Source organism: Labilibacter marinus, from assembly GCF_001659685.2.
GTDB lineage: Bacteria > Bacteroidota > Bacteroidia > Bacteroidales > Marinilabiliaceae > Saccharicrinis > Saccharicrinis marinus.
Genome location: NZ_LXYE02000001.1, coordinates 289920 through 304061, shown reverse-complemented (window position 1 = coordinate 304061; position 14142 = coordinate 289920). Strand labels below are relative to the sequence as shown.

12 protein-coding genes are annotated in these 14142 nt (G+C 33.3%); all 12 read right to left on the bottom strand.

All coding sequences use genetic code 11. The features are described from left to right. Nucleotides 1-11 precede the first annotated feature (11 nt). The 12 genes from A8L32_RS01195 to A8L32_RS01135 all read right to left on the bottom strand — a co-directional run bounded on the left by A8L32_RS01195 (nucleotide 12) and on the right by A8L32_RS01135 (nucleotide 14134). Nucleotides 12-3047: a caspase family protein gene (locus A8L32_RS01195; RefSeq protein WP_158027186.1), complete on the bottom strand. Its 3036-nt coding sequence runs from the start codon at nucleotides 3045-3047 to the stop codon at nucleotides 12-14. Nucleotides 3048-3072: 25 nt separating this feature from the next. Beyond that, on the bottom strand, nucleotides 3073-3726 hold the full coding sequence (locus A8L32_RS01190) for a hypothetical protein (RefSeq protein ID WP_075589866.1): 654 nt from the start codon (nucleotides 3724-3726) through the stop codon (nucleotides 3073-3075). A gap of 109 nt (nucleotides 3727-3835) precedes the next feature. After that, the gene (locus A8L32_RS01185) at nucleotides 3836-4729 is read right to left on the bottom strand and encodes a hypothetical protein (RefSeq protein ID WP_143524977.1); all 894 of its coding nucleotides are present in this window, start codon (nucleotides 4727-4729) and stop codon (nucleotides 3836-3838) included. Nucleotides 4730-4848: 119 nt separating this feature from the next. Next, entirely contained in the window at nucleotides 4849-5694 is an 846-nt protein-coding gene (locus A8L32_RS01180; protein ID WP_075589864.1) for a hypothetical protein, read from the bottom strand. Between the two features lie 5 nt (nucleotides 5695-5699). Then, nucleotides 5700-6890, bottom strand: a complete 1191-nt coding sequence (locus A8L32_RS01175) for a CHASE2 domain-containing protein (protein WP_075589863.1) — start codon at nucleotides 6888-6890, stop codon at nucleotides 5700-5702. Between the two features lie 14 nt (nucleotides 6891-6904). Then, nucleotides 6905-8890, bottom strand: coding sequence for a caspase family protein (locus A8L32_RS01170; RefSeq protein WP_075589862.1), 1986 nt, complete (start codon nucleotides 8888-8890; stop codon nucleotides 6905-6907). Between the two features lie 36 nt (nucleotides 8891-8926). Beyond that, nucleotides 8927-9451, bottom strand: a complete 525-nt coding sequence (locus tag A8L32_RS01165) for a YceI family protein (RefSeq protein WP_075589861.1) — start codon at nucleotides 9449-9451, stop codon at nucleotides 8927-8929. Between the two features lie 1445 nt (nucleotides 9452-10896). After that, nucleotides 10897-11079, bottom strand: coding sequence for a hypothetical protein (locus tag A8L32_RS01160; RefSeq protein ID WP_075589860.1), 183 nt, complete (start codon nucleotides 11077-11079; stop codon nucleotides 10897-10899). Between the two features lie 56 nt (nucleotides 11080-11135). Continuing rightward, the gene (locus tag A8L32_RS01155) at nucleotides 11136-11891 is read right to left on the bottom strand and encodes a hypothetical protein (protein WP_075589859.1); all 756 of its coding nucleotides are present in this window, start codon (nucleotides 11889-11891) and stop codon (nucleotides 11136-11138) included. 446 nt (nucleotides 11892-12337) lie between these two features. Continuing rightward, entirely contained in the window at nucleotides 12338-12799 is a 462-nt protein-coding gene (locus A8L32_RS01145; protein ID WP_075589858.1) for a DUF5675 family protein, read from the bottom strand. Beyond that, nucleotides 12790-13371, bottom strand: coding sequence for a hypothetical protein (locus tag A8L32_RS01140; RefSeq protein ID WP_075589857.1), 582 nt, complete (start codon nucleotides 13369-13371; stop codon nucleotides 12790-12792). Before A8L32_RS01140 ends, A8L32_RS01145 begins: the two co-directional genes overlap by 10 nt. Before the next feature lie 115 nt (nucleotides 13372-13486). Further along, the gene (locus tag A8L32_RS01135) at nucleotides 13487-14134 is read right to left on the bottom strand and encodes a P-loop NTPase family protein (RefSeq protein WP_075589856.1); all 648 of its coding nucleotides are present in this window, start codon (nucleotides 14132-14134) and stop codon (nucleotides 13487-13489) included. Between the last annotated feature and the right edge of the window lie 8 nt (nucleotides 14135-14142).

Here is a 14142-nt window from a genome sequence, read left to right as displayed (position 1 = left end):
GAATTTAAAAATTACCAAAATTTAAAATCGAACTCAATATTTTCCCTTCTTGAAGTTGGTGTTTGTTGACCATTTGAAAGTTTACTAACCTCCTTATTTACATACATCTTAATTTCAGACAATGATATTTCCTTGTCTTTATTAATGTCAGCCTTTCCTGATTCTAAGCCATTCATTAAGCAATAAGTAAACAATCCATTCTGCCATTTATCTCCTTCTATTGAATACTCAGCCCCACCGGAACTGGAAATTATATTTGCCCCAATTCCTCTTCTTAAATCTAAAAAAGCGACTTTCATCAATTTGTTCCTGGTTTTCACCTCCTCTTTTTCACCATTAAGTGTTCTTGCTCCCCTTTTAAGTACTTTTATATTTGATCTATAAGTAACCTCCTCACTAATTAATGATGTTTGCCCTTCAACCTCAATTTTATCAACTTCCCCGCTATGACAAGTGTCCATAAGAATAATCTTTTTAAGAGCAGTAATACCGTCTAACATCTGTTCAATATTGCTATAACTTAAACCTCTTTCTGCAGGGTTGGAAAAATCAGTATCATAAGTACAATAGTAATAATCTAATTTAGAGTCTAAGATTCCATGACCGGCGATAAACAAAATAACAACATCATCTCTTCGTGCATTAGCAATAAAAGACTTAAGTTCTAAAATATTTTCTTTCGTTGCTTGATCATCCTTTAGAGTCTTTATGTAACTATTTTTGAATTGTTTGTCTTTTTTAAATAATTGGGTTATATCATCTGCGTCTTTCGCTGCATATTTTAGATTGTTACCATAAAGATATTTGGAAGTACCGATAGAAATAACATATAAATCCTGTTTAATGGATTTGGTTTCATATTTAACTTCAAATGTTTCTTTATATGATTCAACACCTTTATTATTCAAACAACTAACTTGGATCTTATTATTTCCAGACATTAATTCTAAATTTATTGTTTTTTCGAAAACATTAGTTGTTGAATCTTTTATAGATATACCATTTTTCCCAAAAACGGGAACATTATTAATCCATACGTAAAGGTTATTAAGTTGATATTTATTATCAGTACATTTTACATCAAATGATATCTCTGGTTGTTTTATTGTCTGAGAAATTTTTTCAACGTTTATTATTTGGGTCGTAGGAAGATGAAGATCATTGCTCAAATCTTCTTCTTTCATACCCATCTGTTTTAAGCGTTTATAATATCCTCTTTTGTAAAACCTGATTAACTCCTGATCTGCATCTAATCTTGAAAGAATAATATCTGGACGATTATACTTTAAATCAAATTGTTCAATAGGATATGCTTTCCCTTTTTGTTTAAAAAACAATCCATCAACACTCCCTCTATCAACCATATAGTAACCATCTTTCGTAAAACACACTTTTTTATTTAGACCTAAAGGTGCAATGGAAACCCGTTCTACATTTTTATTTAAATCCCATAATTTAATCAGTCCATCTTTTCCTGTACTTATTAATAATGAATCATTATTTGAAAAATGACAACCTGTTACATCCTCTGTATGAAAGAAAGGTACATCTATATCTACCAGCTGCTTTTTGTTATCCACAATAAAAACTTCTTGATTAGAAGCAACTGCAATATTTTTCTTTGTTGAAACTGTAATTAGTTGAGGCGAATGTATTGGAACAGTAATATTATCATAGAATTTATTGGAATCTAAGTTATAAAATCCAATTGCTGAATCCATTCCTACAACTAAATCATTTTCATAAAATGTAAATGATTTTACTGCTGTTGTGTCATTTGATACTATTCTCGAATACTCTCCATCATTATCTACACAAAAAATTCCATTCTCATTGAATCCCCATAAACCATCCGTATTGTATTTCAAATTACCTAAAGTATTACTATCACATTTGATTACAGATTTTGATAGGTGTTTGTTTTTTGAATATGTATTAAATATGTATCCTTTATTGAAAAAACCATCATTATAGGCACTCACAGTAAATAAAGAATCTTTTACTGCAATATGAGAGACAATATCTTTTGGAAAATATTTATATCTATATTGTGCTATTCGTTTTCTTTTATCTACTCTTTTAAATAAACTATTATTATTAATTCTAGAGTGATTTATTGATGAATCATTACTTATTATCACATATTTATCCTTCGAGCATGATACAATTTTATTTGTATGTTTTATACATTTAACATCATTAATCGGCTGATTATAAAATACTTTACCATTATCAACTTCTAATAAATCTTTGTAATTTACACTTCTTATAATACCAGCATCATTACCTATTACAACCTTAGACCTTACAGTATCTATATCAGAACAATTAATAGGGAAAACTTTAGGATATAAACGTTTTACCATATTTAATGAATTACTTCTATATACAGCAATACTTCTATCACTACTTGCTACCGCAAAATGGTTTTCAGACTTGCTAAACTGAATTGTATTGATCCTGCTAATGTGGGGTAATAGTGTTTTTTGTTTAGTAACAGAACCTAATTTAAAAACATGTAATCTTCCAAGTTGATCTCCAACAAGCCATATTTTATTTACAACTGATGAATTAACTGTAGTAAAAATTTCGTCACGTTTATTCGTATAGTATTTTTTTCCCTTTCTTCCAATACCATTATACCTAATAAAATCTCCTAACAATTCAATTGTGTCGTTTTTTTCTGCAACACATTTTCTGGAATAGAATATTGCATTCTTATCATTATACTTCTTTGTAATACTCATTCCAGAAGAAGTACCTCTTAAGTCACCTGTATTAATATTTCTAACTAATCTCCTATCATTAACATCAAACGTTATTATATCTAAATCATCTTCTGAAAAATAACAATCAGTAATAGTGAAATCTTGATCAACCCGTAAAAGTTCTGCTCCTGACTTAATGTCCCATACTATTACAACATTCTTTTTATCAAACGATACAATATATTTTTCATTATTTGAAAATCTAGCTCCAATAACTTCATCTAAGTGCCCCATTTGGACGATAAGCTCATTGCCCTTTAGCATGAACGATAGTGACATAAAGCATATTGTTATATATATTATCTTATTTTGAATAACCATGTATATATATTGATCTTTTATTAAAAGAATGAATTATTTTTATAGTATAGCTAAGCTTAATGAAAAGCTCAGTTTTTTTAGGAGAATAACCTATAGTCACATAACTATTTGTTTTTATCAACCCTTTACCTACACGTCCTTTAAACTTATATCCGATAACAAAATAATAATCAAGACTCCCTTTAAACATTTTTTTAAACGAACTAAAGGTTTTTGTTTTATCGGTTATCTTTTGCTCATGATAATTTATGTATTGACTATCATACATTAGATCAATAGATTCATATAAATCATTCAAAACTACTTCATGTTTTTTATAATTCTGAAGCGGATTTGAATAAACAAATTCTATTCCAATAAGATACTTTACATCTAGGTTCGAAGAGAAATTATACATCAAAGATGACGATAAATCAAGCTTATTTAACTGCATCTTTGAATCTAAATCTTTTACCTTAAAACGTTGTCTTTGATATGTTAATGACGAGAACACATCAAACCTTATGTAGCTCATATTCAATCCAACAGGAGAATAACCGGCTTGATAACTTAAAAAATCTCCCCAATTATCTGAAGTTTCTTGTTCAATATTATTTAAATCAAATCCGAAACGAAGTGGTGTCCTATAACTAATCATGTATGAAATACTCTGACCTTCCGAATAGCGAAAGAAAAAGAGAACTAAAATAAATGTTACGGATATTCGCAATACATTTTTTTGCATATAAATGTGTTCTTTTGGTATTCTACTTAATCAACGAACGCATTTCATTAATCAACATCTTATTATAAACATCCTGACCATCCTTTTGGGTAAGTGCATCAATCAATGCATTTGAATTATTTTGTACTGCTTTGTTTATAAAATGTTCCGTTCCGGTTTCATTTATAGATACCGAAATATTATACTGACCTTGTCCATAACACCTTTTCGTTTCGCCATCTTTGCTAACAAAACTACCATATGAGCGAGGCACTAAAAACGAATAACCATCTAATTGTGTACCTATAACATTTTTATAATACTCCTCATATTGTTCCGATTCTCTATTTAAAGGAATATCTCTAAGGTTTAGTATAAATGAGCCAAGTAACACATCTCTTGCAACGTTACCATTTTTATCCATCCACGATGATTTTAGCTTAAGTGTAAGGTCAAAGCTAACTTGATCTCTATCATGATAAAACACTGTCCATGGCATATACCATTTAAAAGTAGGAATTTTGGCTTTTGCAAGAGGTAAGGATAAACTATCGACTTTTAGTCTAAAAATAGAGTTGTTTACAATTTCCTGAACGTTTTCGGTATCAACTACCAGGCGGATATAAAATGCAGTGTCAATATTATTTTTCTCCATTTCAACTAACCTGGTTATTTGAACACCTTTAAACTGCATTCCTCTCGCATCAACAGCCTCTTTATCTGAGATGTAATTATAAAAATACAACTGTCGCTTTCCTGTAGAGTAATTTGCTGTATACTTCTTTTTATCCAAATCAATTAACATTTTAACTCCTTCTGTAGCCAGCGAAAAAGCATCTGTCATAAGTCCTCGTGATGCTCCAAATCCATTCGGTATTGTTTGTTCTTTTATATCTCTTTTATTAAAAATACCATTAGGATCCTCGTTTACTTCCATAAAAACAAACTCATTCTTTCTTTTGTTGGAATACTTATAGCTCGCACAACTAGTAAATAAGAGTAAAAGCAATACATATATTAAATAATGACTCCTTGTAAGGTTAATAAACTTCATAATTACTTTATATCAATTTTTAAAATACGATTTACAATTTCCTCTAACGCTATATTCTCTTTCTTATACATCAAATATGTTTGCATGAATAATCCTTTTTCGAGATAATACAACAACTCTAACTCTGTACCTTCCATACTCTTCCAAATAGTATTTCGATAATAATTCATCTCGTCATATATCTCTTGAGTTGCTTTGTTTGATGCTATTGAGAATTTAGATCCTTTGATATTTGATGGAAAATTATCCGTATCATGCACTAACCAATAATAATCTCCCGGCGGAAATTTTAAATCAGAAATATCTAAAAGTGCATAATGCTTTAAGTAAGTACCTCTATATACTTCCTCATTATTTTGGTTAAAAATACCAACAAAATATTTCGAACAACCAAGATCATTCCACCCAAACAAAATGGAATTTCCAATAATTAGTGAACCCTCATGTGGCAATAAACTTTTTATGAGAGAGTGACGACTAACCGCTCCTTTTATGTTTTGGCTATTATTTACTTCCTTATTGCTACTAATAAATTTTTGTGAGATATACTTAAGATATTCCTTTGTAAATTCTAAGTCCTTATTCGCAATCAGAGAATCAATATCTTTTTGAGAATAAAAACCTTTACCCCTTAACAACACCGGCTTATCATCCTTAATTAATATGCATTGAGAATCACCTTCTAAATAAATTTCATTACTTTCTAAAGTATCTCCTGTTACAATTTGCATGTTATTACACAAAACTCTACCACTAACGAAATACACTTTTATCATTGCATTTTGAGCAAATAAACCATTGCTAATCAAAAACAATAATACTAATACCGATGATAATATTTTATACATAATCACTACTTACTAAATCCCGAAAACCTTGTTTTAAAATTATATCTCCTTCGTAAAAAAATCATTAAACCATCATAAAAATAGATTACTTCTACAGAAAGCACAATGGCAATAAGAGAAGGAGCTATGTTGATATTTAGATTAAAATAATAATATAGATAAAGTGACATGAACATTAGAAAGACACTTGATATTAATTGTATAACTTTCACTATCAAACTATACCAAACATGAGGTTTCAAATAAGAATATATAAATACAATTAGGTGAAAATACGATAGAATAAATGCAAGAAACCAATTAATCCAAACAGGTGACTTTTTCAGGTAATTATCTTCCAGTACCATTTTAAGAATATTGGCATGAATAACAACACCAAACATATCAGGTAAGCTTCTTCCAGCCATTTTACTATTCATTGGAGTAAAATGTTTGTCTTCCACATCTGTCTTTGAATCCATCGGGTCACCGAGATAACCAAGGATGACAATCTTATCTTTTATAATACTCAGCTGATCTGATTTTGAAAAGATATCCACAGCATCAAAATGAACAAAGTCACTTAAACGGGAAGTATAGTTTATATTACGACTATCTTGTTCAGCATTTTTTGTGTACTTATCGGGATACGACTTACGAATTATCTCGGATGTAAAAGAATTAACTTCTTGATCATGGTGCAGTATTGTCGGAGAATATTTCCGAACAACTGAAATTGAACTGGATTTTCCAAAAAAATTGGCATGACCTGAAGTATGATCTCCAAAAAAACTATGTGATTCCTTATATAAAGGTATATCGCTTTCTTTATTGTTATGATCAAAATACCCTGCTGTAACCAGATTCTGAGTTTTGCTTAAGGCATCAGCTAAAATCGAATCTGAATAATTATCTTTTCTTTCTGAGAAATACGCATCAATAGCAACTACCTTTGGGTGAAATGAATTAATGACATTTATCTGTTCTGCTATTTCAATTCTTGACAAATGACCAATATTTACTAATACAATATTAGTATCTGGGTTCTCCGATTTATTAAATTTAGAATACAACATATCCGTGTACTTAAAATCAATAAGCGAATCCTTAATTGGGTCGAAGACACTAAACGTTATAGGCACTAATGCAAATAGCCCTATTACGATAAATAGGGCTATATTCGCAAGTAATGTATCTAAATCAAAAACTCTTTTCATAAATGACAATCTACCTATTCTTGAACTTTAAATACTATTGAATATATATTTGCTGACTTTGGAGAAGCCCCAAGACTAGCTGCTCTTGTCTGCAAAAACGAATTTTGCATTATTTGCTCTAATGGATTTTCAGAAGTTCTGGCTTTTTTACCTCTACTTGTAATAATGCTATTTAAATTTATAGGATATTTGGTTGCCACAAGCTTAAACATTTCATTACCGAATGGTTTTTCAAATAAAAACATACTATTAAGTTCAAGAGTAGAATTAGCTTTAATCATAAATTCGGTAGGTGTTTGTTTTTCATTAGGTACTAAAACATCGACCTTATGGTCGGGTTTAATATCTACAATCTGAAAATAGGCATTCCTGGAACCATGATTGGTTATTTTTAGTTTAAATACATCCCCATCTTTAAATATATACTGACCATCATCAATTTTAGAATTAAGATCGAATCGCTCTACTTCTTTATAGTATCTTCCAACCTTTTCAACTTTAATAGGTATTATTTCAAATGTTACCTTTAAACTTTCATCTCTCATATCAAGGCCTCTAACCATATCACCCTGAATATAATTCTTTATTTCATCAGTTATTTCTTTCGCAGGGTTATCCAAATTATAATTAATTACCTGATTATATATCAATTGATCATCTGATGTATAAACAAAGACAGACGACATCTCATCGTTAAATTCCACATATAAATCAGGATTTGTTGAATCAACAGCAATTGTTGGTATTGACGATACAATTTCAACAATTTCGGAATGTATCTTTTTGTTTTTTTCAATCCCTTTAATACATATCTTTTTTGACATTCCTCCAAAGTTGTTCTGTTCAATAAAAATCCAGCTTTTATTAGCCTCTGCCTTTGAAAGAGGTTTTTCAAGAATAACATCGCACTCCAACATACTGGAATTAACTACCTTCCCCTTAACTATCGAATTTACACCTTCTGTATTTTGAGTATTACCAGGATATAATCCTACAATAGTACCATCGTTTAATCCATTCAAGTTACCTGCACCAAGTACCAGTGTTTTTTCATCAATCCATTCCTCCATCGTGAAGAAAGGTTTTTGCTCAACAATATCACCTCCAAATAATTGTTGATCAATTTCACCTTCTAACTGTGGCGTCTGGTGTGGAGCAATAACATTCATTTCTCGCTTAATATCCTCAAAAAGTGCTTTATAAGTATAATTTTCATCGGCACTTTTTAAAGCTTTGCTAAAAGCATAGGACAAAGAACCGTAAGACATACCTTTATCATCTGAATACTCATAATTAAGCTCTTTATCACTTGCTCCAGATATCAATACCATCGGAGCCAATTCTTCTATCATTCCTCTTGAAGTACCTTTAGATTCGAGCATACCACTTTTTTTATTTACATCATCACCTTTAAGCTTTTGAGCTTTCTCCTCAAACACATGAAAAGTTCCTCGAGCCTTTGCTGTTCCCCTAGTTGCAGTTCCAGAATGGCATGCATCAAATATCGTTACCAAGTTACCATTAGCACCTAATTTCATTGCTATCAATGACAATTCCTCTCCCAGTTCATCATCTCTAAAATGATTCTCGCCCTCATAAATTCCTTTTCTAAATATCCTTTGAGCATCATATGGTATAATAGATTCATCATAACCATCAATCTCATCATTAGTATCGTCTTCAATTTGTTGTCCATGACCCGAAAAATGAATCACTACAACATCCCCAGGCTGAACACTAGATCTTAATTTAGAAAAAGCTTCTTTTATCCCTTTTTTTGTTCCTTGCTTATCTTTTAAAATGCTTATATTTTCATCTTTAAAACCCTGAAATTCTAATGACCCTTTTATTAGGTCAATATCATTACCTGATGAAATCTTAGTCCATTTCCCTTCCGCAGGGTAATCTCCAATAGCAATTATTAATGCATGTTTCATTGATGAACCTGCATTAATTACATTACTTAAAATTAGCATGAAAACTAACAATGTATACTTCATATTATTTATCTTATTTTTTCGTTTCTAATCAACACTTTAGGAACAGGAAAGATTAAATGAGATATTTACTTTCTTATCAACTAAAAAAGTACCCTCACCTCCAATACCATAATCCAACCTATTTATCCAAATATCGCCTTTCACCTCTTTTTCAGTAAGTAAAAAAGGTATTTCAACAATTCTTGAAACACCTTTTATATTTAACATCCCTTTGGCTAACCATTTATTTTCTGAAGTTTTAACTACTTGCTCTGAGTAGAAACTAATGGTAGGATAAAGCTCTGTATTGAAAAAGTCTTCACTCTTTAATACATTATCTCTATTTGCCATACCAGTATTAATCGAAGGAACATTTATATGTAAAACCAACATTTCATCTTCATGATATACTGAATCAAGCTTGATTATACCTGAAACCAATCTAAAGGAACCATGAATCGTATGCACCTTCATACTCTTTACCTTAAAGTCAACGATGGACTTTTGAATATCTAACAGTTGACAATTGGCACTTAAAAGGCTTAGAAATATAGAAAAAAATATACAGCAAATTATCCTCATATAATAACACACTTACTCCATTTAACACACTAATACCTATGTTCATTATCCTATTGTGATTAAACAGATATTCATTAATAGAACAAGAACACAGTACCATTTCTAAATAATTAAGCGACAAAAATAGGTTAATATTCTACGATTGAATCATACGTTCGTAGAATCATCTATTTTTTATATTGATTCTGAATAACAACCAGTTACGCATTTAAACTTAATTTATATATATTCATATATCCTAAATAAATTGAAATTTAATACACAAATCATTCATGGAATAAATCTCTAACTTCATCCATCTCAAACATTCCATTATCGAAAACTTTAAAATTCACCTACTTCCTGCAGTACTATAAAAATATTCGTTTATAATTATTTTGTAAAACAAAGCTCTTTAAAAAGTTCTATTTTTTTTTGTAAATTAGTATTTGATGGTCATTCTCTCCCAACGCTTAAAAAGCTGCCATCGAGCCTTTTTCTCACCCGCGTGCGGTATTTGTTTTAACCTAACCTCAAAAGCATTCCATTTCCTAAATCAACCAATGACTATTATCTAATGACCACTGCCCAGTCAGCCACAAAAACCTCCATTCCCCTTCAGCATTTGCTTAACTTTTTGCCTTTCATCTTTCTACCTTTTCACCATTGACCAATATCCAATTCCCATTCTACTATTGACCAAAGCCACAAAAGCTTCTTAACCCTCAAACCTACGATAGAAGTACTCAACCCTTCTGGTGCAGCTTATGTCATACCTTTTGCCCTTACCCACATTCGATATTTAACTTATTGCACAGCCGGAACGGCTACTAACAACAAGCTAAAAACCGAGCCCCAAGAAAATCTTGGCGCAAGCCCATAGCCTTTAATACTTTCTCACAAGACGGATACGTTCGTACCTCACTCCACTCTACTTGCTCCAAAGCATTAAAAGCTGAACCCAGGCAAAAGTTTCGCCATAAACAGCACCCCAAAGCTATATTAGCATAATGCTCCCCTATATAACTCGCCTATCTTCAATGGTGTAAACTCAATTTCTTCGGCGGTCCATATAGCGGCATTATGCTAAATAGCCGCTTGGCCCGAGCGCCCAATCGCACCTTCATCGCAGAAACAACCATACTAGCCCACCCACCGGGTTACAACTTCTCCCGTCTCAACCAATCATTCTCCTCTCCTCCCCGATTGCCTTGGGCATGCTCCGCATTTTCATATTGAATTGGGGGCATTCATTACCATCGCCCCAAACCCCCAGGCTGAAATCCATTGATATAAATAGTTGATGAGGATAGTTTATTTTACTTGCTCTCCAACCAATTAAATCAATAGATTTGATTACTTTATTTTTTCACCAATGACCATTGACTATCAACCAATGACTACCAATAAAAAAGGCCTTTACATTTCTGCAAAGACCTTTAACCACGAACTATTTAACAACCAACCTATCTCTTTTTAAACAAGCTTGCCAGGTAACGCAACAACATCGAAATGATAAAGCTGACCACTGTCCCAATAGCAGCATAAACAATCGTTTCAATCACGTTATCTATCGCCACACTTTTTATGATACTCACAAAACAACCTCCTACAAAGCCAGCCTTACCATCCTGATGTATTTGTTCCATTTTCTTTAGTCCCTTCAATTAACTAATGACTAATAACCTATTGACCTAAATCCCTATTACGGTATATCAACAGCTACCATCGCCAACGACCTACTTTCTTTGTTATTGATGATATAAAGCTCACCATTTACCGTTTGGTAATACTCGATGCCCAACACTACAAATACAGGTTGAGTACTGTCAGCCGTAATACTGGCCGAAGTGTCTACCGTGGAAGCAACCTTTGAATTTAAATCAATGGTAGCAGATTGAACCACATCCACTTCGTATTCCGAAGTTTCATAATTAATTGCTGCAACGCCAACCGTTAAACGAGCTTCAGTTGCTCCATCAATTTGTTCCAGTTCCATACTCGGGTCTTCAAATTCAACAGACACCTGGGCGTTTCCGGCACTTCGGTCGAAAGCTACGGTATAAGCTGCTTTTAGTACCTCATCTAAACTGGTATTGCCATTAAACTCAAAGCCCTTAAGCAGATTCAAATCACCTTCAACAACATTTCTTTCGCCCCTCTTATTGGTCGTGTCTGCCTGAACAACTTTCAGCATAGCTGTGGTTAATCGGCTAGCTACCTTATTATCTGCAGACTGTGCAATCGGTGCTTTAAAAACACTTCTTAAAAGCTTACTGGCCTTACCAGCTCTGCCAAACTCAGCCCCATTTTCACGCGTTCGGGCAAATGCAGGATCTTTTTTTATTCTTTCCGCATCCACACCTCCTTTGCTTCGGGCAAGGTAATCCCCTCCGCTCTTGTAAAAGGATAAATCCCCGATTCTTCCTTCTAACTTAATTACTCCTTTTTGTCTTGCCATAACACACAATTATTGATTTACAAGCGAAAAGTAAATGCTATTTCAGCATCCTCACAAATCAAGGTGTCCATTTTGTCCCCTTTTGTCGCATTTGTCATTATTTGCCCTCAATATTGCCTATCTTAGAGTATTCAAAAAGCTATACAACGGTATGGATAAAGTATAGATAAAGCATCATGAGCATAAAACTGAAACGCCTGTGTGTCTATCCAAAGGACATACAGCGCATGACGGGTAAAAGCGAAAAATCCTGTCAAAGACTCTTATCCAAAATCAAAAAGGAATTAGGAAAAGAAAACCACCAGTTTATCACCTCCCAGGAATTCGCCGAGTATTCCGGCATTTCCATTGAATCCATTCAAATCTATTTGGAGGAATAAAAACTAAGCTTACCTGATTGTTACATAGCAACTCCCCTCAATCATTAAATTTAGTTCGTTTTATACTTATTCAAACTTTACCTCATCTTGATATGTAATCCATACATCTTCACCGTTTGCAATAGCATTGGCAATCATCGGATATACTCGTTTGTAGGCAATAGTGCTATTATTAATCCTTCCTGCCTGGGTTACGTTTGAAAAAGAAGATTCCCCAACCAACAAACAGCCGGCGGTATCATCATCCGTATTTCCAATATGAATCAGAATGTGTGTAAAGTTCGGAACATCTATTACATGCAAAATTCCTTTGTGGATTTCCGGAAACTTCTTTTTGTACCTCCAATGGTGCGAACCTTCTGTTCTGAGTTTGACCTTATACCTTCCTGCAGGAATCCTTGTTTCTCCTGGTACTTTAACTTCCCGATGTTCATCTTCCAGCGTATAACAGGCAAACTTGCCATCGATAAAGAGCAGACCAAGCGTGCTTTCTTTACCTGAGCTATATCTTACCACGTTTAGTTCCATAAAAGGCCTTTCTCTTTATGCTGGTAAGCAATGGTTTTGTCCTTATCTGCAGAGCTTTTGCTGGAACCAAAGAAGTAAGACAGCACCATGCTAAATCCAGCGACCAAGGCACCAAACAATTGGTTCATCGGACCATTATTCGTTACTTTCTGGGCATTCTCTCCAACAATCATCACCGTAATAAGGCTAAAAAAACCAACCACTACGACAATGGCCAAAGCAAGCATCAACCAATCTCTTTGACCGGTGATTTTGGCCAACTGCGTTTCTCTTAACCGGGCACTTTGTTTATCCATCAGGTAAGCCTTGGATTCTTCTATTTCCAATCGGGTTGCCTGTAAAGCCAGCTTTTCCAGTTCAACTTTCTGGTTTATCTCAAACTCCTTGAGTTTTTCTACCAGGTCTGGTCTATGGTTCAAGAGGTCCGAGAAATGGTTCTCATCGTTAAACCTCAAGCCCAGTATGGCTTTACACATCTCAAAGGCTGGTTTGGCAGTGCCTCCGGTTAATACATTGGCCAGTAATGGCAATCCTTTCTTTATCAAAGTGGATTTTAATAGATTCTTCTTCATATGAATAATTTTTTCTTTTAATTGCCATATGGAACTCTCAAGAAAAATCTAATCATCCACATGTAAAAAATTGGATGCCGATTTTTCATGTTCGTTTCATCTGCTTTTGTTTAAGTTATTTGCGTTTGTCCTTTGCCTCATCCGGAAAGGAAATCATATTCATCATTTCTCTTAGTCGGCTTCTTACGCGGGCTCCATATTGCTCTTCTATTTCAGTTGCATTCAGGTTGGTGGTCACATGGGTGATGAGGTTATCTGTGATAAACAAATCATATCTGGACAATAAGATTTCTGAAAGCACATTGCACTTATTGCCGAAGTGTTTGAGGGTTTGTTCTGCGCCCAAGTCATCAAAACAAACGGTTTGCATTTTCTTTTGACCATGGATAAACTTCAGGCTTCTCCTGCTATAGCGCTGGATTACATCGTAACCGTCTTTATGAAACTCAAAACTTACATCCCTGCAGGATTTAATCTGGTATCCTTGCGGTTCCGGAACAATCAATCGCATTAGATGCATCAGGGAAGTTTTACCGGCTCCAATGGGGCCACTTAGCATCATCCCTTTTCTCATGTCTAAATCATGTAGCTTACAATTTTCCTCATCACGGATAACATATGCAAAGAGTTTGCGGATAATTGGTAAATCCTCCGGGAGCAGTTTGAAATGTTGTCCATACAACTCCTCGCCTTTCCTGGTGATAAATTCCAGGCTCTTTTGGAAGTTGTAAATAATCTGGTTGTTTTGGATGGTGTAAAACATGTGGTAAA